The 19,286-nt window shown below is 67.7% G+C and carries 16 protein-coding genes and 2 tRNA genes; 7 read left to right on the top strand and 11 right to left on the bottom strand.

Annotated elements, in window-relative coordinates; all coding sequences use genetic code 11:
* Nucleotides 1-154 precede the first annotated feature (154 nt).
* From AC1AXT_RS01495 to AC1AXT_RS01505, 3 genes are all read right to left on the bottom strand, one after another.
* Nucleotides 155-970, bottom strand: a complete 816-nt coding sequence (locus AC1AXT_RS01495; protein WP_476540057.1) for a CbiQ family ECF transporter T component — start codon at nt 968-970, stop codon at nt 155-157.
* Nucleotides 967-2,463, bottom strand: coding sequence for an ABC transporter ATP-binding protein (locus AC1AXT_RS01500; RefSeq protein ID WP_476540059.1), 1,497 nt, complete (start codon nt 2,461-2,463; stop codon nt 967-969). Before AC1AXT_RS01500 ends, AC1AXT_RS01495 begins: the two co-directional genes overlap by 4 nt.
* A gap of 203 nt (nt 2,464-2,666) precedes the next feature.
* The gene (locus AC1AXT_RS01505) at nt 2,667-3,980 is read right to left on the bottom strand and encodes an O-acetylhomoserine aminocarboxypropyltransferase/cysteine synthase family protein (protein ID WP_476540061.1); all 1,314 of its coding nucleotides are present in this window, start codon (nt 3,978-3,980) and stop codon (nt 2,667-2,669) included.
* 307 nt (nt 3,981-4,287) lie between these two features.
* On the opposite strand from AC1AXT_RS01505, the gene AC1AXT_RS01510 reads away from it, so the two are divergent.
* The 7 genes from AC1AXT_RS01510 to AC1AXT_RS01540 all read left to right on the top strand — a co-directional run bounded on the left by AC1AXT_RS01510 (nt 4,288) and on the right by AC1AXT_RS01540 (nt 12,261).
* Nucleotides 4,288-5,157: a pyridoxamine kinase gene (locus tag AC1AXT_RS01510; protein ID WP_476540063.1), complete on the top strand. Its 870-nt coding sequence runs from the start codon at nt 4,288-4,290 to the stop codon at nt 5,155-5,157.
* 102 nt (nt 5,158-5,259) lie between these two features.
* On the top strand, nt 5,260-5,697 hold the full coding sequence (locus AC1AXT_RS01515; protein ID WP_476540065.1) for a YraN family protein: 438 nt from the start codon (nt 5,260-5,262) through the stop codon (nt 5,695-5,697).
* Entirely contained in the window at nt 5,697-7,223 is a 1,527-nt protein-coding gene (locus AC1AXT_RS01520; protein ID WP_476540067.1) for a YifB family Mg chelatase-like AAA ATPase, read from the top strand. The genes AC1AXT_RS01515 and AC1AXT_RS01520 overlap by 1 nt, the downstream gene beginning before the upstream one ends.
* A 34-nt stretch (nt 7,224-7,257) precedes the next feature.
* Nucleotides 7,258-8,610 carry a DNA-processing protein DprA gene (locus tag AC1AXT_RS01525; protein WP_476540069.1) on the top strand — a complete coding sequence of 451 codons (1,353 nt, stop codon included), beginning with the start codon at nt 7,258-7,260 and terminating at the stop codon, nt 8,608-8,610.
* 42 nt (nt 8,611-8,652) lie between these two features.
* Nucleotides 8,653-10,527, top strand: a complete 1,875-nt coding sequence (locus AC1AXT_RS01530; protein WP_476540071.1) for an FAD-binding protein — start codon at nt 8,653-8,655, stop codon at nt 10,525-10,527.
* A 76-nt stretch (nt 10,528-10,603) separates the two neighbouring features.
* Entirely contained in the window at nt 10,604-11,551 is a 948-nt protein-coding gene (locus AC1AXT_RS01535) for a succinate dehydrogenase/fumarate reductase iron-sulfur subunit (protein ID WP_476540073.1), read from the top strand.
* A 29-nt stretch (nt 11,552-11,580) separates the two neighbouring features.
* Nucleotides 11,581-12,261 carry an O-methyltransferase gene (locus AC1AXT_RS01540; protein ID WP_476540075.1) on the top strand — a complete coding sequence of 227 codons (681 nt, stop codon included), beginning with the start codon at nt 11,581-11,583 and terminating at the stop codon, nt 12,259-12,261.
* Nucleotides 12,262-12,360: 99 nt separating this feature from the next.
* Here the strand turns inward: AC1AXT_RS01540 and AC1AXT_RS01545 are convergent, their stop codons facing one another.
* The 8 genes from AC1AXT_RS01545 to AC1AXT_RS01580 all read right to left on the bottom strand — a co-directional run bounded on the left by AC1AXT_RS01545 (nt 12,361) and on the right by AC1AXT_RS01580 (nt 19,190).
* Complete coding sequence (locus AC1AXT_RS01545; RefSeq protein ID WP_476540507.1) at nt 12,361-13,038, bottom strand: LOG family protein; 678 nt, start codon at nt 13,036-13,038, stop codon at nt 12,361-12,363.
* A gap of 73 nt (nt 13,039-13,111) precedes the next feature.
* The gene (gene nhaA, locus AC1AXT_RS01550) at nt 13,112-14,527 is read right to left on the bottom strand and encodes a Na+/H+ antiporter NhaA (RefSeq protein WP_476540077.1); all 1,416 of its coding nucleotides are present in this window, start codon (nt 14,525-14,527) and stop codon (nt 13,112-13,114) included.
* A gap of 188 nt (nt 14,528-14,715) precedes the next feature.
* Nucleotides 14,716-14,789: transfer RNA gene (locus tag AC1AXT_RS01555), tRNA-Arg, on the bottom strand.
* A gap of 59 nt (nt 14,790-14,848) precedes the next feature.
* Nucleotides 14,849-14,922 (bottom strand) — tRNA-Arg (locus AC1AXT_RS01560).
* Nucleotides 14,923-15,052: 130 nt separating this feature from the next.
* Nucleotides 15,053-16,441 carry an ATP-dependent Clp protease ATP-binding subunit ClpX gene (gene clpX / locus AC1AXT_RS01565; protein ID WP_476540079.1) on the bottom strand — a complete coding sequence of 463 codons (1,389 nt, stop codon included), beginning with the start codon at nt 16,439-16,441 and terminating at the stop codon, nt 15,053-15,055.
* A 10-nt stretch (nt 16,442-16,451) separates the two neighbouring features.
* Nucleotides 16,452-17,150, bottom strand: a complete 699-nt coding sequence (locus AC1AXT_RS01570) for an ATP-dependent Clp protease proteolytic subunit (protein WP_476540081.1) — start codon at nt 17,148-17,150, stop codon at nt 16,452-16,454.
* Between the two features lie 4 nt (nt 17,151-17,154).
* Nucleotides 17,155-17,745 carry an ATP-dependent Clp protease proteolytic subunit gene (locus tag AC1AXT_RS01575; protein WP_476540509.1) on the bottom strand — a complete coding sequence of 197 codons (591 nt, stop codon included), beginning with the start codon at nt 17,743-17,745 and terminating at the stop codon, nt 17,155-17,157.
* Nucleotides 17,746-17,837: 92 nt separating this feature from the next.
* Entirely contained in the window at nt 17,838-19,190 is a 1,353-nt protein-coding gene (locus AC1AXT_RS01580) for a chloride channel protein (RefSeq protein WP_476540083.1), read from the bottom strand.
* Between the last annotated feature and the right edge of the window lie 96 nt (nt 19,191-19,286).

Raw genomic sequence — 19,286 nt, forward strand, 5'->3', positions numbered from 1 at the left:
TTCACGCTACGGGAGCGCCGCTGGCCCCGGCATCGGCCGCCGGAAGGAAAGGCGGCGGCTTGTCATCCATCAGGATGAACCCCGTCACGGCATGGTTCGGGGCCTTCCCCTAGGGGAAGGCCCCGAACCATGCCGGAAGGCTGCGTACGCGGCGCTACCAGCCGAGCCACATCATCGTGGCCACGCCGGCGATGGCGGCGATGATGAGCAGCAGGTCGATCCAGTCCATCGGCCGCATGGCCACCTGCAGGTACTGGGTACGGCGCAGGCCCTGGCGATCCATGCGCGAGCCGCGGGCCTGCATCGCCCATTCGCGGCGTTCGGCTTCGAACCGGATGCGCCGCTTGGTGGCGCGCCGCAGTTCGAACCGCGCGCCGATGCGGGCGGCGATATGCCCGAAAGGATTGGGGTACCGCTGATTCGACCCCTTGCCCTGCACTGCCAGCCCCCTGGCCTGCTGGGCCTGCTGCACCTGGCGGCGTACCGCACGGTAGACGGGGACATGGTCGATGAAGCGCACCCATGCCAGCGACGCGCGCAGCGGAATGCCGAACCGTGCCAGTGCGCCTGTCCATTGCGCGGTGCTGGTGGAGAGCAGCACGAGCACGACCGCCAGGACGACGGCATCGATTCTCAATGCAGCCACGCCGGCGTCGGCCAGGTTCCGCCAGGTGACGCGCAGCCAGCCCCATTGCCATGCCACGTCGGCGCCGCGGCCGTCTATCGCGATCCATGCCGCCATGACGATGATGTCGATGATCGCCAGCGCGCCGACGATGCGCCCCATGCGCCGGCGGCAGGGCCCGTCGGCGAGGAGCATGACGACCAGCAGCGCCACAAGCGCCGCAAGGAAAACGAGATTGCCCCACAGGCACCCCAGCACGATGGCCGCCAGCGCCAGCAGGAACTTGACGCGCGGGTCGAGCCGGTGCAGCCAGCCGTCGCCGCGGGCATAGAATTGCGCGTTCATGAATCCCTCCGGGTGCAATAGTCCGCCAGGGCGCCGTTGTCGAGGCGCACCAGGTCGCTGCAATGCTCGGCCGCAAGCCGCTCGTCGCTGCTGATCATGACGATCGTCGTCCCGGCGGCGTTCAGCCGCCTGACCATCGCCATGAGCCGCGAGGAAAGCCTGCGGTCAAGGCCTGCCGTCGGCTCGTCGAGCACCAGCACGTCCGGCTTCATCGCCAGCGCGCAGGCCAGCGCCACGGCACGGCGCTCGCCGTAGCTCAGCGCGCGCGGATCGGCGTCCTCGATGCTGAACAGGTCGAACAGGCCAAGCATCTGCTCCACGCGCTTGCGGGTCTCCTCGTCCCCCAGGCGCAGCTTGCGCGGGCCGAAGGCGATTTCGTCGCGTACCGTCTGCGCGACCAGCATGTCGTCCGGGTTCTGCCGCACGACGGCCACGCGCTGCGCCATCTGCCCGACGGCATGGCGCGACGTGCGCATGCCGGCCACGTCGACGCGGCCCAGCGTCGGCTTGACGGTGCCGTTAAGCAGCCCGGCCAGCGTCGATTTTCCCGATCCGTTCGGGCCGGTGACGCCGAGGAAGGCGCCCCGCGGCACCTGGAACGTCACGTCGTTGAGGGCCGGCGGCTGGCCGGCATCCGCCTGCGGATACTGCACCGAAACATGGTCGATGGCGATGACCGGATCATCGACGTCGTGGTGCCTGCGCGGCACGAAGCCTTCCACCGGGCCCTGTTCGCGCGGCGGGGCCACGCCCACGGATTCCAGCAGCGCCTTCTCCCGCTCGAAGATCGCCGTATCGGTACGCCGGATGATCTCCCCGTCGACCATGAGGAACACGGCGTCGGCCTGTCCGGCGATTCCCGCGGTGTCCTGGTCGATGAGCACGACGCTCAGGCCACGTTCGTCGCGCAGGCGCCCCAGCAGGGAGAACAGCGTCTCGCGTCCGCGCGCATCGAGGGCCGACGTCGCCTCGTCGACGACCAGCACTTCCGGTTCGGCCGCCAGCGCCGAAGCGATGGCAACACGCTCCGCCTCCCCCGCCGACAGCGTCGCCGGATCGCGCCGTTTGAGCGCCCCGATATGCAGCATGGCCAGCGTGTCGTCGACGCGCCGGGCCATTTCGTCGCGGGCGATGCCGCGGTTCTCGAGCGCGAACGCCACCTCTTCGCCAACGCTATGGGCGAACAGCCGGTCCTTGGGGTTCTGGCATACATAGCCGACCCGGTGGGAAAGGTCCGATACGGACGTGCTTTTGACGTTCATGCCGGCGACGCGCACGAAGCCGGTCATGACGCCGGGCGCCAGATGCGGCACGATGCCGGCAAGGGCCCGCGCCAGCGTGGTCTTGCCGGCTCCCGTCGGCCCGATGATGCCGGTAAAGCTGCCTGCCGGCATATAGCAGCTGACATTGTTCAGGCCGGTGACCGGCGCGCCGCCATCGAGCAGCGGCGCATACTGCCATCCCAGCTTGTTCACGGTAATAATGTCGGCCACACCATTTCTCCCGGTCCTGCCTGACGCCGCCCGCAAACGCCCACAACCGGCGGCGGCGTCGCTGCGTCTCCATACGGTTTTCCATTATCGTATACCACCGCTGCGCAAATCTGCACGCTTCCTGAGAAGAGACTGCAAAGGGCGGCGGCCACGATGGGAAACAGTGTAGGCGCCGGCGCCGAAGAACCGGCGGGAGGGTGCCGTCAGGCCTCGGCGAGGCCGCTGGCGCGCACGGCCTGGAAGCCGGCCTCCAGATCGGCGATGATGTCGTCGATATGCTCGGTGCCGATGGACAGGCGGATCGTGCCTTCGTGGATGCCCTGCGATTCCAGCTCTTCCGGCGTTTCCTGCGAATGCGTCGTGGAGGCGGGGTGGATGACCAGGCTCTTGGCGTCCGCCACGTTGGCCAGCAGGCTGAACAGCTTCAGGTTGTCGATGAAGACCCTGGCCGCCGGCTTGCCGCCCTTGATGTCGAACGTGAAGATCGAGCCGCCCCCGTTGGGGAAGTACCGCTCGTACAGCGCGTGGTCGGGCCGCCCCTCGATGGACGGATGGGAGATGGAGGCGACTTCGGGAACCGTCTTGAGGTAGTCGATGACCTTGAGCGCATTGGATACGTGCCGCTCGACGCGCAGCGACAGCGTCTCGGTGCCCTGCAGCAGCAGGAAGGCGGCGAACGGCGAGAGCGTCGCGCCGGTATCGCGCAGCAGGATCGCGCGGATGCGCGTGACGAAGGCGGACGGCCCCAGCGCCTCGTAGAAGTTCAGGCCATGGTAGGAGGGGTCCGGCTCGGTGAGCGTGGGGAACTTCCCGGGCACGCGCGCCCAGTCGAAGGAGCCGCCTTCGACGATGACGCCGCCCAGGGTGGTGCCATGGCCGCCGATGAACTTCGTCGCCGATTCGACGACGATGTCGGCGCCGTGTTCGAGCGGCCGGAACAGGTAGGGCGTCGCGAAGGTGTTGTCGACGATGACGGGCAGCCCGTTGCGGTGCGCGATCTGCGTGATGCGCTCGAAGTCGGGCAGGTCGGCGTTGGGGTTGCCGAACGTCTCGAAATACACGAGCTTCGTATTGTCCTGGATGGCGGCCTCGAAGGCGTCCGGGTCGCCGGCGTCCACGAACGTCGTGGTGATGCCGTCGCGCTGCAGCGTATGGCGCAGCAGGTTGTAGGTCCCTCCGTAGATGTTCTTTGCGGAGACGATATGGTCGCCGGCCTGCGTGATGTTGCGCACGGCGTATTCGACGGCGGCCGCCCCCGACGCCACGGCGAGCCCCGCCACGCCGCCTTCGAGCGCGGCGATGCGGTCCTCGAACACCGCCTGGGTCGAATTGGTCAGGCGCCCGTAGATGTTGCCGGCGTCGGCGAGCGCGAACCTGGCCTCGGCATGGTCGAAGTCATGGAAGACGTAGCTGGTCGTCTGGTAGATCGGCACGGCCCGCGCATCGCTGGCCGGATCCGGGTTCTCCTGGCCGACATGCAGCTGCAGCGTTTCGAAACGGTAGTCGTTGGTTGCCATGGGTGCTCCTTGGGGGACGAAGTGCATTGACGTGTTGGGACACGACGATACGGTTCGCCCGGGCGCGGCGCAAGCACGCCGGTATCGCAGGAATCTATACCCGATTATCAACCGACGGCGCGGGCGCCTTCGCCGCCCGGCGCGGCCCGGCGCCGCGTTCCACTATGCGGTCATCGGACGCCGGGGCGCCGGGCGGCCGGCATAGGGCGCCCCCTTGCCGTTTGGCGGCGAGTGGGCCTAGAGTCGTGGCTACGGGCGTCCAGCGGCGCCCGGCATGTTCCAATGTTTCGAAAGGGGCCTGGCCGCCATGAGCGTCACGCTGTACAACCGCAATCCCGAATACATCCCCCGCATCGCCGCCGTGCATGACATGTGCGGATACGGCAAGTGCTCGCTGACCGCCGCCATCCCGATCCTGTCGGCCGCCGGCTGCGACGTCTGCCCGGTCCCCACCGCCCTGTTCAGCGCGCATACGCGCTACAAGGTCTTCACGATGCACGACACCACGGAGATCCTGGACGGCTATCTCGACGCATGGCGCCAGGAGAACGTCGACATCGACGGCGTCTATTCCGGCTTCCTCGGCTCGGCGCAGCAGGTGGCGGTCATCCAGCGGCTGTACCGCGAATACCCCCATGCGCTGCGCCTGGTCGACCCGGTCATGGGCGACGGCGGCGAAATGTACCCCACCTATACGCTCGAGATGTGCGAGGCGATGGGCGCGCTGGCCGACGGCGCCGACATCCTGATGCCGAACCTGACCGAGGCGGCGATCCTGACGGGACGCGAGTACCCCGGACAGGACATCGACGACGCGCAGGTCGAGGATATCCTGCAGGCGCTGCTCGATCTGGGCGCGAAGAACGTCGTGCTCAAGGGCATCGACCGCGGTGACGGACGCCTGCGCAACTACGTGGCCAGCGCCCAGGAGGGGGCGAAGGCGAGGAAGGAGCTGGTGCATGAGAAGCTTCCCTACATGATCCACGGCACCGGCGATGCGTTCGCGTCCGCCCTGATCGGCGCGGTCATGTCCGGCCGCGACCTGGCCGAATCGGCGCGTATCGCCGGCGAATTCGTCCGCAATGCGATGATCAGCACGCGCCACCAGCCGAATTTCGAGGAACGTGGCGTGAGCTTCGAGCTCAACCTCGGCGAAATGGCGACGCTGATCGACTAGCCGTCCACATGCGCAACGCGTCCGGTGTGGACGACACGCGTTGCCATCCACAATGCCCCGTCGCGCTGGCGACGGGGCATTCGCGTCTGCTGGAGTGGATGCATGAACATTGCACGATGCTTGGATACGGTACATCTGGATGGCTGGCTTGGCGACGGCGCGGCCAATGAGCTGGCGTCATGCGCGCCGCGCCGGCTGGGCGAGGCCGGCGAAACGCTGGCCGCCCGCTGGCTTGAAGCGCAGGGCTGGCGGGTGCTCGAGCGCAATTGGCATTCGAGGTTCGGCGAGCTGGACGCCATCGCCGTCGACACGCACGGGCGCCTGGTGTTCGTGGAGGTCAAGTCCCGTCGCGGCACGAGGTACGGCACGCCGCAGGAGGCGGTCACGCGCGACAAGCAGGCGCATCTGCGCGCGGCGGCATGGCTGTGGATGCAGCAGCGGCGCGGGTCCCTGGGCACGCGCGGCGTGCGGTTCGACGTCGTCACCGTCTTCGTTCAGGGCGCCGACGCGAGGATCGAGCATATTCCGGGGGCGTTCTGATGGCCGTCGGAAGCTCGCTGTCCGTAGGGCTCATGGGGCTGGACGCGTTCCTGATCCAGCTGCAGGCGTTCGTGTCGCCCGGATTGCCCTTCTTCTCCATCATCGGGCTGCCCGACGCTTCGCTGGCCGAAGCCAGGGAACGCGTCCGGTCGGCATGCGTGGCGACGGGGTTCGGCTGGCCGCAGACACGGGTGACGGTGAACATGTCGCCGGCTTCGCTGCCCAAGCGCGGCGCAGCGCACGACCTTGCCATCGCGGCCAGCGTGCTGAGCGCCGCGGGCGCCATCCCTCCCGACTGCCTTGCCCGCACCGTGGTCATCGGGGAGCTCAACCTGGACGGCACGGTGCTGCCGGTCAACGGCATGCTGCCGATCCTGCTAGGCGCGCGCAACCGGGGCATCCGGTCGGTCATCGTGCCGCGTCTCAACGAAGACGAGGCGGCCCTGGTGTCGGGCCTCGACGTGCGATGCGTGTCGCACGTAGGCGAGCTCATCGAGATGATGGGCGGCCAGGCCCGGCATTGCCAGCCTACCTGCGTAGCGGCGAGCGCCCCCAGGGGCGGCGCCCTGTCGGCCGCGCCGCCGGTCGGCGACATGGAGGAAGTCGTAGGGCAGGAACAGGCCAAATGGGCGCTGGCGGTGGCGGCTGCAGGAGGCCACCACATGCTGATGGTGGGCCCTCCCGGCACCGGCAAGACGATGCTGGCCTCGCGCATGCCGGGCATCATGAGCCCGCTGGATGCCGACGAGCAGTTCGAAGTCGCTTCGATCCGCTCGCTGTGCGGCACGCTGGGCGCCTACGGCATTACCGACGTGCCGCCGTTCGAAGCGCCGCACCACACCGCCTCTACCGCTTCCCTCATCGGGGGCGGCGCGGGCATCGCGGAGCCCGGCACCGTCACCAAGGCGCACTGCGGGGTGCTGTTCATGGACGAGGCTCCCGAGTTCAGCCCCCGCACGCTCCAGACGCTGCGCGAACCGCTCGAATCGGGGACCGCGACGATTTCCCGGTCCAGGGGGACCACGTGTTTCCCGGCCCGGTTCCAGCTGGTGATGGCGGCCAACCCGTGCCCATGCGGCTACGGCTACGGCGACTGTTCGCGCTGCACCTGCCGCGAGCGCGACCGGATCCGCTATTTCCACCGCCTGTCGGGCCCGATCCTCGACCGCATCGACATCCAGGCGGACGTGCTGCCGGTCACCCACGTCGCCCAGCGCACGTCACGCCATGGCCCCTCGTCGGCCCAGCTGCGGCAGACCGTATGCCAGGCACGCCAGCGCGCCCAGGAACGGTTCGCGGCCGAAGGATGGAAATCCAATGCGCAGGCGCCGGGCTCCTGGCTGCGTTCGCACACGCCCGACAGCGCGCTCGGCATCGTCAATGAGGCGGTGGACCAGCAGCGGCTGACGCTGCGCGGCGCCGACCGCACGCTGCGGCTGGCGTGGACGCTCGCCGACATGGGCGGCAAGCCGCGTCCAGGCCGCGACGAGGTGTTCGAAGCCATCGCCCTGCGCACCCGGATCTAGCGCGATGCGCAGGACATAGGGAAAGGAGACGACCATGGAACCCAATACGCAGGCGCAGGGCGCTGCAGACGGCGCGACGGCGCCCCCGGATGCCGATGCGCTGGCGCGCGCCGTGCTCGCCTCATGCGCCGACGGCTGCGACGCGCTGATGTACGCCGCCCTGAAGGGCTATGGGGATGCGGTGGCGCTGTGCACGGACCTTGTCCATGCGCTGCTTGGCGACGCCGACAGCGGCGGCCTGCCGCCCGCAGGCGCGTTGCAGCCTCTCGACGACCATTTCGCCGCCGGGCTGGCCCGATGGGGCAAGCGGCTCACCGCGCAGGGCCTGAAGGCCTTCCATCGGGCGGTATGCCGATGGCGTTCCCGTTTCGTTGCGCGCCCCTTCAGCCTCGATGAGCAGTCCATATGGGCCTGGGCGACGCAGGGAGGCGAATGGTGGATCGCCGCCCCGTCATGCCCGCAATGGCCTTCCCAGCTCGACGACCTGGCCGTACGGGCCGACTGGGCGCCCCCGCTGTGCCTGTGGGGCGTCGGGCGCCCCGAAGCGCTCGCCAGCTGCCCGGCGCCGATTGCCATCGTCGGCTCGCGCGCGGTGACGCCGGAAGCCAGGGCCGTAGGACGGCAGCTGGCATGCAACGCCGCCATGGAGGGGCATCTGGTGGTCTCGGGAGGGGCGATTGGCGCCGATGCCAGCGCCCATCAGGGGGCGCTGGACGCCTATGGCTGCGCCGGGCCTTCCAGGGCCGGGCGCACGGTCGCCGTATTCGCCGGCGGCCTCGATACGCGGGGGCCGGCATCGAACGCGAAGACTTTCGACGCAATCGTGGAAGCCTCGGGAGCGCTCATCAGCGAGATGACGCCGGGGACGCCGCCGGAGCCGCGACGGTTCCTGCTGCGCAACCGGCTGATCGCGGCGCTGGCGTCCACCATCGTCGTCGTGCAGGCCAGGCGCCGTTCCGGAGCGCTCAACACGGCTGCCTGGGCCGGCGAAATGGGACGCGACGTGCTGGCCTGCGCCGGCGGCGCGCTCAATGCCGATTTCTCCGGCTGCAACGCGCTGATCGCCGACGGCAAGGCGCGGCTGCTGGCCAGCGTGGACGACATCGAGGCGATATGCCATGCAGCGCACGCGCCCGGGCTGCCGGCCATCACCACGCAGGATGCACCCAATCCGGCCACAGACCCGGTCTATGCAGCCATTGCATCGTGCCGGCGCAGGTCGGTGCCCGCGACCCCCGGCGCCGTATTGGGCGAATGCCGCCGCATGGGGCTTGACGGCGCGCCGCAGACGCTGTCCGACCTGTTCGCCCGGGCAGGCGAGCTGGAAATGGCCGGCCTCATCGGCTACGAGGCCGGGCAATACCGCACCCATGGAACGGCTGGCTAGCAGCAGTCCGGGAATTCGGCGGGATGTGCGACAATCGAGCCTATGAGCCCGAAGAACGTCGAAACAATGTACGATGCCGTCATCATCGGAGCGGGCGCCGCCGGCCTGTCCGCCGCCCTGGGATTCGCGCGCAGCGAGGCGGCCGCCGATCTGGCCGCACGCGGCATCGAGCCGAAGGTGCTCGTCATTTCCAAGCTCCAGCCCCTGCGCTCGCATACCGGTTCCGCGGAAGGCGGCATAGCGGCCAGCCTGGGCAACATCGAGCCGGATGAATGGCAATGGCATTTCTACGACACGGTAAAGGGCGGCGACTACCTCGTCGACCAGGACGCCGCAGAAATCCTGGCCAAGGATGCGCCGATGACCGTCATCAATCTCGAACGCTCGGGCGTGGCGTTCTCGCGCACCGAGGACGGCCACATCGCGCAGCGGCGGTTCGGAGGCCATACCCGTGATTGCGGTGCGGGCCCGATGGAGCGCGCCGCCTATGCGGCCGACCGCATAGGCCACCAGATCCTGACGACGCTGTGGCAGCAGTGCGTCGCCTACCGCATCGAGTTCGCCGAAGAATGGTACGTCACCGACCTCGTGCTCGACGAGGGCCGCGAACGGTGCCTGGGCGTCGTGGCGTTCGATACGCATGCCGGCACGGTCCATGCGCTCCGGGCGCGCAACGTCATCCTCGCCACCGGCGGCGCCGGCCGGCTGTTCCACACCACGTCGAACTCGTACGACCTGACCGGCGACGGCATGGCGCTCGCGCTCAACGCCGGCCTGCAGCTCGAGGACAGCGAGTTCATCCAGTTCCACCCCACCGGACTGGGCCATACGGGCATCCTGCTGTCGGAGGCCAGCCGCGCCGAGGGCGGCGTGCTGCGCAACGCGCAGGGCGAGGCGTTCATGCGCCGCTATGCCCCCGATCACGGCGACCTCGCCGCCCGCGATGTCGTCAGCCGGGCGATCCGCAGCGAAACGGAGGCCGGCCGCGGCGTGGCCGACCCCAAGGACCCGCAGGGCCCGAAGGACTGCGTCTGGCTGGATATGACGGCCATCGATCCCGCGCGCATCCATGAAGCGCTCCCCCAGGTCGAGGAGACGGCGCGCGTCTATGGCGGGGTCGATCCGGCGAAGGAGTGGATCGCGGTCAAGCCCACCGCGCACTACACGATGGGCGGCATCCCCATCGGGCTGGACGGCAACGCGTACTGGATGGACGGCGACGGGCGCCATATGGTCGAGGGGCTCTATGCCGCCGGCGAATGCTCGTGCGTCTCGGTGCATGGCGCCAACCGGCTTGGCGGCAATTCGCTGCTCGAGGCCTGCCTGTTCGGCACGAGGGCCGGCCAAAGCGTCGCCATGCGCGTCTACGAAGACCCCGTCGGCGCGAGGGAAGAGCCCTGCGAAGGCGAAACGGCGCCCGACGACGCGCTGTCGCAGGCGGCCGCCGCCCGCAAGGCCATGATCGACGGGCTGCTGGCGCCGGCTGGCGAGGACGCGGAACCGGGCGCCGAGCCTGACCCGAGCCCCAACCCCTATCGCATCATGGCCCGGCTGGGGGAAATCATGGATGCCAACCTGGCGGTGCGCTGCGATGCCGCAAGCATCCAAAAGGCGCGTGAAGCCATCGAAACGGAACTCGATCCTGCCGCGGCCGCGCTGCGCACGACGATGGACAGCGCCGCCTACAACCAGCAGATCACGGCGATCATGGAGGCGCGCAACCTGCTGACGCTGGCGAAGGCGGTGCTGGATGCCAGCATGGCGCGCCATGAGTCGCGCGGATCGCTCGCGCGCCGCGACTACCCCGAACGCGACGACGAGCATTTCCTCAAGCATTCGATGACCGGCATCGACGGCGTCCAGGCATGGGAGCCGGTGCATCCCGGCCCGCTCAAGCCGGAACGCCGGTCCTATTGATTTTCCCCATGCGATGCGGCCTGAACACTGGCGAGGGGCTGTGCCACACTGGAATGAAACGGCAGAAAGGGGCTCGATGAGCCAGGAACAGACGATGGTGAAGGTAACGCTGGACATAGAGCGTTTCGCGCCGAAACCCGCGAAGGAGCGCGCCCGCGGCGGCAGCCCCTTTGCCCGGCGTTCCTCCTCGCCATTCGCGGGTTCGCGCCGCCCCCGCGGCAAGCAGTGGACGCAGTCCTACGAACTGCATGTCTCCCCCGACGCCACGCTGCTCGACTGCCTGATGGACATCAAGCGCAACGCCGATCCCTCGCTGTCGTTCCGCTATTCCTGCGGGCATGGCATGTGCGGTTCCGATGCGGTCGCCGTCAATGGCGCCCCGACGCTGCTGTGCACGGCGAAGGTGCGCGACTACGCGAGCGCGCTGCAGCCGGCCCATGGCTCTTCCTTCCGCAAGACGGGCGAACCCGGCGCCGACGAGCCGTCGGACGGCGACAGCCAGGCCGCCCAGCCGCTGCCGGACGATCTGGGTTCCATCGCCATCGGGCCGCTGCCGGGCTTCCCGGTCCTGCGCGACCTCATCGTCGACATCGACCCCATGCTCGACCAGATCCGCCGGCTGCAGCCCTTCCTGCAGAACGACGGCATCCTGGCCACTACCGTCGACGGCAAGGTGGACGTCTTCGAATACCTCCAGCGCCCCGAGCAGCTCAAGCGCTACGAGGCGCTGACCAACTGCATCATGTGCGGCGTGTGCGAAGGCGCATGCCCGGTCTATGCCGGCGGCGACGCCTTTGCCGGGCCCGCTGCGCTGATCAACGAGGCGCGTTTCGTGGACGATTCGCGCGACCTGGCCACCGCGCGGCGCCTGGAAATGGTCGATACGGCCGATGGCGTCCAGGCATGCCAGTCGGTGCGTGCATGTTCGCGCCCGTGCCCGAAAGGCATCGACGTCGGCGAGGAAATCTGGCAGCTGATCGCCCAGGTCCGGCAACGGGACGAAGCTGCGGGAGACGGGGAATGAGGAACAAGCGAGTAAGGGAGCTCAGGGCAATGGACAGGCAGTCGTTCAATGGCCATGCCAAGGCATGGCAATACGTCGAGGACCATGAGCTGGACCAGGAGACGGGCCTGGTCGCCCTGGCGCGCGCGCAGGCGCTCGAAGCCGGGCTGCCGCAAAGCTCGGCCGCCCAGGGACGGCTGCTGGCCACGCTGGCGACGCTCAACGGCGCCACGTCGGCCATCGTCGTCGGCACGGGCGCGCTGGTGGAAACGGCCCAGCTTATCGAGGGGCTCGCCCCGGCCGGCAAGGCCGCCAAGCTTACCGCCGTGGATTCCTCAAGCGCGGGAATCGCGCAAATCAGGTCGTTCTTCAATGCCGTCTCGGATGCGACCGATGCGACGCTGCGGGCCGTGGCTGCGCCGCCCGCCGTCTACCTGACTCGTCTGAATGCGCAGGACTACGACCTGCTCGTCGTATCCGGAGATCCCGGCAACTATGCCGCCTCCTTCGAACAGGCGCCGCGGCTGCTGCGCCGTGGAGGCGCCATCGTCTTCACCGATGCGCTGGCCATGGGTGGCGCCGACGGCGATGCGGGGCTGTTCAACGCGGCCGACCGCAGCCCGAAGGCCGTGGCAATGCGCGAGCTCATCGGCACGGTGCAGGACGACGAACGCTTCGTCACGTCGCTGACGGCCACCGGCACGGGGCTGCTCATCGCCGTCATGCGCTGATCAGCGCCCGCGGGGCCATCCTGTGTGCGCTGCAGGAGGACGTAGCAGGGATATGGCGAGGCACTGGGGATGCCAGGATTACGCCGGGCAGCCTTTCCGTCACTGGCGGATGGCGCTGGTCGCCATCGACACCGCTTCCTCGACGTCGTCGGTAATCGTCACCAGCGACGGGTCGAATTCCGAAATCATGCCATGCTCCGATACGGTGCCGTTCAGCCATTCGAACAGTCCTGCCCAGTAGTCCTTGTCGAACAGCACGACCGGCATCGAGGCCACCTTATGGGTCTGTACCAGCGTCAGCAGCTCGAACGTCTCGTCAAGCGTGCCGAAGCCGCCGGGGCAGATGATGACGCCGCTCGCGTACTTGACGAACATCGTCTTGCGCACGAAGAAATACCGGAAATTCAGCCCCAGATTGACCCATTCGTTGATGCCCTGTTCGTGCGGCAGCTCGATGCCCAGGCCGACCGAGACGCCCCCTGCTTCGGCGGCGCCTTTGTTGGCCGCCTCCATGATGCCCGGGCCGCCGCCGGTAATGACGGCGATGCCGTTGCTGGCGATGTCGTGGGCCATCCGATAGGCCTCCTGGTACATGCGTTCATGCGGCTGCACCCGGGCGGAACCGAAAATCGACACCGCAGGCCCAAGCTCTGCCAGCGCGCCGAAGCCGTCGACGAATTCCGACTGGATGCGCAGCACGCGCCATGGATCGTGGTGCAGCCAGTCGCCGTCATCCTGCTTGAGCAGGCTTTCGGTGGAGCTTTCGCGCGGAATCATGTTGCCGCGCAGGATCACGGGTCCCTGCTGGTATGCCTTCCCTAGCGGCGAGCCGCCTTCGCCCTGCCCTGCTTCATCGCGAAGCGCCTGACGGGCGCTCCCCTTGTTGATCTGAGGTGCCATGCGAACCACTTCCCTTGCCCATTTTCTGACTGACCACCACAGTACCATCGGCAAGGGTGCTGACGACTTCGCCGGCAGTGGATTCCAGGGCTTCCTCCTGTGCCTCGAGCGCCGGATGCGCCTTGGCGAAGCGGGCGGACTGGCGGCTCAGGAGCACGCCGGAGACGGCGGCGGCGATCAGCGATGCCATCAGCACGCCGAAACGCCCTTCCGCCGACAGCTCGGCGTCCGAATAGGCCAGCGAGGCGATCAGGAACGATACGGTGAAGCCGATGCCGCAGGCGCAGGCGGCCGGGAACATGTCGCGCACGCGCAGGCCCTTGGGCATCTTCAGGCCGCCTGCATGCGTAGAGAGCCATGCCGTAATCATGATGCCCAGCGGCTTGCCGACGACCAGCGCGACGACGATGGCGATGACGACCGGCGACACGAGCAGCCTCGGCGTAATGGAATCGAAGTGGACTCCCGTGGCGAAGAAGGCGAAGATCGGCAGCGCCAGCAGCGCCGAGAACGGCTGCAGCTTCTCCGCATAGCGTTCGGCGCGCGGGCTGCGTTCGCCGTACACGGCGCGCGCGGGGGTGAGCAAGCCGACCAGCACGCCGGCAAGCGTCGGATGGACGCCGGCTTCATACATCATCACCCAGGCGAGGATGCCGATGACGGCCACGCCGAACCACGGCACCTTCTTCATGCGCACGAGGAAATACCACGCCACGCCGCACACGGCGATGCCGAGGAACCAGTACCATGCGTTCAGCGACGAGAAGAACACGGCGATGAGGATGATGGCCAACAGGTCGTCGACGGTGGCCAGCGTCATCAGGAAGGCGCGGATGGAGCCGGGCAGCGCTTTGGCGAAGAGCGCCAGCACTGCCAGCGAGAACGCGATGTCGGTGGCCGTCGGGATGGCCCAGCCATGGGCCGTCTGCCCGAAGGTGAACATCGAGCCGTTGGCGATGAGCAGGCTGCCGGGATCGCCGGCGCCTGCGTGGCAGAACAGCGCGATGACGGCCAGGAACAGCACCGGCGGCACGATCATGCCCCCTACCGCGCACAGCATCGGCACGGCGGCCGCCTTCGGATTGGCCAGCGAGCCGGTCGACAGCTCCTGGCGCAGCTCCAGCCCGACCACGAGGAAGAAGATCGTCAGCAGGCCGTCCTGGGCCCAGTGCCCCAGCCCCATGTCGATATTGGTGCCGGGAATGCCGATGTGGAATTCCGCCAGTTCCTCGAACCAGTGCGCGGTAGCCGGGATGTTGGCCAGCAACAGGCCGGCAAGGGCGAACCCCAGCATGATCAGGCCGGAAATCCTGTCGGATGCGGCTATATGCCTGATTTTCGCCCATACGCCGTGCGTGGATTCCATCGGTCCCTCCAGTCAGGCCATGCGGCCCCTAGGCTTCGCAAAACGAAAGGCCGCGCAAACGGCCAGCCTTTCCATTATGCCGCGCCGCGCGTCCTATGGCAGGGAACGGCCCGTTCCTTGACCAGAACTCCCCAATCGCAAACAAATTGGAAAAGCCCTTGCGTGCATGCGCTCGCAAGGGCTTGTCGTGCGCGAGACAGGATTCGAACCTGCGACCTGCTGATCCGTAGTCAGCTGCTCTAATCCGCTGGGCTACTCGCGCAACGCCATATTCATTTCTATGACCAAGCCGGCACATCCGCAATGAACGTTCCAGCTCCGTGCGCGAGACAGGATTCGAACCTGCGACCTGCTGATCCGTAGTCAGCTGCTCTAATCCGCTGGGCTACTCGCGCAACATCGCCCTGAGCTGCAATCTCTTGCTTGCTTCAGGCAACTCGTTTAATCTACAACCGTTTGAGCAAAACGCCAAATCACGGCGTGTCGCATATTGACAACCCAGGCGGAAGCGTGGCCAGAGGCGCCCTATTCGCGCATTGCGCTGCGGGCCACGCCTCCCCGGACGATATTCAGCCCGCGGGCGCGGGCGCCCTGCGGCTCATGCATCAGCAACGGCACGCCTCCGGCGACCGTATCCTCGGTGACCACGACTTCGGCCACGTCGTTCCACTCCCCCAGATCATACATCGCGCCTTCCAGCGTTTTCTCGAGGATGGCGCGCAGCCCGCGTGCGCCGGTCCCCTGCGCAATCGCCTTGTCCGCGATGGCGCCGATGGCGCCTTCGGTAAAGGACAGCCTCACGTCGTCCACGGCGAACAGGCGCTGGTATTGGCGCACCAGCGCATCGGCCGGCTCCGTCAGGATGCGCATCAGGTCTTCGCGCACCAGCCCGTCAAGGGCCGTGACAATGGGAAGGCGCCCGATGAATTCCGGCAGCAGCCCGAACCGGGCGAGATCGTCGGGCGTCGTCTGCGCCAGCAGGTCCTCTGGCGGCACCTGCCGGTCATGCCACGCCGTCGCGAAGCCGCTTTCGCGCTGCCCGAGGCGCCGGGCGACGATATCGTCGAGGCCGACGAACGCGCCTCCGCAGATGAACAGGATGCCGCGCGTATCGAGGCGCACCGTTTCCGGCTCGCGGCCGCGGCGCGCGGGTTCGACGGGCACGTTCGCCACGGTGCCTTCGAGGATCTTGAGCAGCGACTGCTGCACGCCTTCGCCGGAAACGTCGCGGGCCACCGCGGCGTTCTCGCCGGCGCCCCGGCGTGAGATCTTGTCGATTTCATCGATGTAGACGATGCCGTGGCTTGCGCGGCGCACATCGCCATCCGCAGCCTCCACCAGCCGCTGCAGCAGCGTTTCAACGTCGTCGCCAGCATAGCCGGCTTCGGTCAGCGACGTGGCGTCCGCTATCGCGAAGGGCACCTCCATGGCCTGCGCCAGCGTCTGGGCAAGGTACGTCTTGCCCACGCCGGTCGGCCCCAGCAGCAGCACATTCGATTTGGCGACATGCACATCGCCGAGCCGCGCGCCTGCCGCATCCTGGCGTGCAGCCGTGTCGCGTCCCTGCGCCAGCCGGTCGCGCAACGGACCGTAACGCACGGCGTCGGACTGCTCCTCTTCGATGCGGATGCGCTTGAAATGGTTGGTTACGGCAACGGCCAGCGTGCGCTTCGCCGCATCCTGGCCGATGACGTACCGGTCAAGATACCGGCGGATCTGGTCCGGGGAAGGCAACGGGGCCTCTTCGCGTTCCTCGAACGGAGGGTCTTCGGCTATGATGTCGACGCACAGCGCGATGCATTCGTCGCAGATGGCGACGCCGGCGCCGGCGACGAGCTTATGGACGTCGCGCTCCGATTTGCCGCAGAACGCGCAGCGCTTCACGCCGTCGTCGTAGCTGATGACCCTCCCCATGGCGACTTCCCTACCGGTGCTCGAGCACCTCGTCGACGATGCCGTACTCCTTGGCTTCCTGGGCCGTCAGGAACGTGTCGACCTCGATGTCCTTGCGGATGCGTTCGATGGGCTGCCCGGTATGCTTGGCCAGCGTCTTCTCCAGCCAGTCGCGCATGCGCAGCATTTCCTTGGCCTGGATTTCGATTTCGGTAGCCTTGCCGAACCCCTGGTCGATGGCGGGCTGGTGGATCAGCACGCGCGCATTCGGCAGGATCAGGCGCTTGCCCTTCGTGCCGGCAGCCAGCAGGATCGCGGCCGCGGAAGCGGCCTGGCCAAGGCAGACGGTCTGCACGTCGGGCTTGATGTACTGCATCGTGTCGTAGATCGCCGTCATCGCCGTCATCGAGCCGCCCGGGGAATTGATGTACATCATGACATCGCGCTGCGGATCCATGCTTTCCAGCACCAGCAGCTGCGCCATGATGTCGTCGGCGGACGTATCGTCCACCTGCACCCCAAGCCAGATGATGCGGTCCTCGAACAGGCGCGTATACGGGTTCTGGCGCTTGAATCCGTAGGGCGTCTTCTCCTCGAATTCCGGCACGACATAGCGGTCGGCCGGGGCCAGCGCCTCGTCGCGGCGCCAGGACGGCTGGAAGCCCGCGATGCCGGCAGGTCCGGCGAGACGGGCGGCACGGGCTGCAAAACGCGCTTCTTCGCTTGCCATTGCGCTACTCCCCCTTGCTTTCGTTCATCGTGTCGTGAGTCGAGACGAGCTTGTCGACGAACCCGTAGTCCAGCGCCTCCTTGGCGGTGAACCAGTGGTCGTATTCGTTGTCGCGGTAGATTTCCTCGACGGTATGCCCGGTCTGTTCGGCCGTCAGCTCGGCGAGCGTCTTCTTCATGTCCATGATCAGTTCGGCGCTGATGCGCACATCCGTGGACGTGCCCCCGATGCCGCCGGAAGGCTGGTGCATCAGCACGCGCGCATGGCTGGTCAGGAAACGCTTGCCCTTCGTGCCGGAGCTCAGCAGGAACTGCCCCATCGAGGCGCACATGCCGATGCCCACGGTGGCCACGTCGGGCTCGATGAGCTGCATCGTATCGTAGATGGCCATGCCGGCGGTGATCGAGCCGCCAGGCGAGTTGATGTACAGCCAGATGTCCTTCTTGGGATCCTCGGCTGCCAGCATCAGCATCTGCGCGCAGATGCGGTTGGCCATCTCGTCCTTGACCTCTTCGCCCATCCAAATGATGCGGTCCTTGAGCAGCCGGTTGAAAATCGGGTCGACAGGTCCCGCGGGCACCTCGTCGCCTTCCATTCGCGGCGACGGTGTCATGAGATTGTTCACCTTGTCTCCTTTGCTTTATCCGTGTCAAAAGACTACAACTTTCAAGCGACTCGCCTACGGCGTTATTCCACCGGCCGGGTCCCTTGCGCCGCCCTTCCCCGCTCCATGGCACGCGCGGTAGCGGCGGCAACCGCGCAGATGAACGCCGCCGGTACGAACAGGTTCATCGGCGCATCGGTCAGTTCCATGACCAGGCTCATCGCCATCAGCGGCGCGTTCTGCGACGCCGCGAGCAGCGCGCAGGCCCCCAGCATGGCATAGACCCCGATGGAATTGGTGCCGGCCAGCTGCATCCACAGGATTCCCAGTACGCATCCCATCGACGACCCCAGCGCGATTGCCGGCGTCAGCACGCCGCCGGAAGCGCCGGCGCGGATCGTCGCCAGCGTCATGGCCCATTTCGCCGCGAAGGACAGGAGCAGCAATCCTATGAGCGCCATCGACGGCGTACCGGAAAAGCCCATCTGCGCCGTGGCGCGCCCATTGCCCATGACCTGGGGCACCCATATCGCCACGATGCCGGTGGCGATGCCCGCCACCGGCAGCATCCACAGTATGGCGCGCCCAGACGCCTTGCTCCGTTCCGCCCATCGCGAACCGCGCCGGAACCAGGCCCCCAGTGCGCCGAGCACGATGCCGGCAGGCAGCGCGAACAGCATCAGGTCGGGGCTGAAATCGGCGTTGACGGCGCCGAGCTCATAGAACGCGTGGGCGCCCTTGACCAGGGACGCGACCCATGCGGCAAGCGAGGAGCAGGCCAGCGCCAGCACTGCCTTCCGGACGGTGATGTCGGCCAGCAGGATCTCCAGCGTGAAGAACGCGCCGGCCAGCGGCGCGTTATAGACGCCCGCCAGCCCCGCGCCGGCCGCCACCGCCACGACGGTGGCGATGTCGCGGTCGTCGAGCCTCAGCAGGCGCCCGGCGCGCTGCCCGAGCATCGCGCCTACCTCCCTCGGCGCAACCTCGCGCCCTACCGACAGCCCGGTGCCGACGATGAAGATCTGCAGGCCCGCGTGCGCCAGGGTCTGCCACCAGGGCATTTCGACGCCGCGCACCGCCTGGGCCACCGACGGCACCCGCTTCGCATGCCCGCGCAGCAGGAACCAGGAGATCGCCGCTATCACGGCGCCAAGCGTGCAGGACACCAGGCGTCTGCGCCAGTCCGTTTCGAACGGGCCGGGCAGCTGCGGCGATTCCACGAAGCCCAGCGCGGCATGCTCGATCCCGTAGAGCAGCAGCGTCAGCAGTCCCGCGCACGCCCCCACGCCCGCGCCGAGGGCAAGCACCGCCGTGGCCAGGGCAAAGCCCCGCGACACGACCGGAGGCTTGGCGCCGGCGGCCTCGCCGTCGCTTCCCAGCCGGGAGGGGACGGCGAAATCGTTGTCGAAATGCCCGCTGCCGAGTGGTTCCCCCATGCCGGATGCCTCCTTGGAAGTCGCTTATGCCATTCCCCAGCATATACGCGGGCGCCCTCCCTGCGCGTTGCGTGCAGGGAGGGCGCCTGGCAAAGC

It is taken from the genome of Bifidobacterium sp. LH_450 (genome assembly GCF_056356715.1).

Bases quoted from the DNA above. Each gene is read 5' to 3' on its own strand.
- AC1AXT_RS01495 (WP_476540057.1), bottom strand. From the start codon at position 970: ATGAACGCGCAATTCTATGCCCGCGGCGACGGCTGGCTGCACCGGCTC.
- AC1AXT_RS01505 (WP_476540061.1), bottom strand. From the start codon at position 3,980: ATGGCAACCAACGACTACCGTTTCGAAACGCTGCAGCTGCATGTCGGC.
- AC1AXT_RS01510 (WP_476540063.1), top strand. From the start codon at position 4,288: ATGAGCGTCACGCTGTACAACCGCAATCCCGAATACATCCCCCGCATC.
- AC1AXT_RS01515 (WP_476540065.1), top strand. From the start codon at position 5,260: ATGAACATTGCACGATGCTTGGATACGGTACATCTGGATGGCTGGCTT.
- AC1AXT_RS01520 (WP_476540067.1), top strand. From the start codon at position 5,697: ATGGCCGTCGGAAGCTCGCTGTCCGTAGGGCTCATGGGGCTGGACGCG.
- AC1AXT_RS01525 (WP_476540069.1), top strand. From the start codon at position 7,258: ATGGAACCCAATACGCAGGCGCAGGGCGCTGCAGACGGCGCGACGGCG.
- AC1AXT_RS01530 (WP_476540071.1), top strand. From the start codon at position 8,653: ATGAGCCCGAAGAACGTCGAAACAATGTACGATGCCGTCATCATCGGA.
- AC1AXT_RS01535 (WP_476540073.1), top strand. From the start codon at position 10,604: ATGAGCCAGGAACAGACGATGGTGAAGGTAACGCTGGACATAGAGCGT.
- AC1AXT_RS01540 (WP_476540075.1), top strand. From the start codon at position 11,581: ATGGACAGGCAGTCGTTCAATGGCCATGCCAAGGCATGGCAATACGTC.
- AC1AXT_RS01545 (WP_476540507.1), bottom strand. From the start codon at position 13,038: ATGATTCCGCGCGAAAGCTCCACCGAAAGCCTGCTCAAGCAGGATGAC.
- nhaA (WP_476540077.1), bottom strand. From the start codon at position 14,527: ATGGAATCCACGCACGGCGTATGGGCGAAAATCAGGCATATAGCCGCA.
- clpX (WP_476540079.1), bottom strand. From the start codon at position 16,441: ATGGGGAGGGTCATCAGCTACGACGACGGCGTGAAGCGCTGCGCGTTC.
- AC1AXT_RS01570 (WP_476540081.1), bottom strand. From the start codon at position 17,150: ATGGCAAGCGAAGAAGCGCGTTTTGCAGCCCGTGCCGCCCGTCTCGCC.
- AC1AXT_RS01575 (WP_476540509.1), bottom strand. From the start codon at position 17,745: ATGGAAGGCGACGAGGTGCCCGCGGGACCTGTCGACCCGATTTTCAAC.
- AC1AXT_RS01580 (WP_476540083.1), bottom strand. From the start codon at position 19,190: ATGGGGGAACCACTCGGCAGCGGGCATTTCGACAACGATTTCGCCGTC.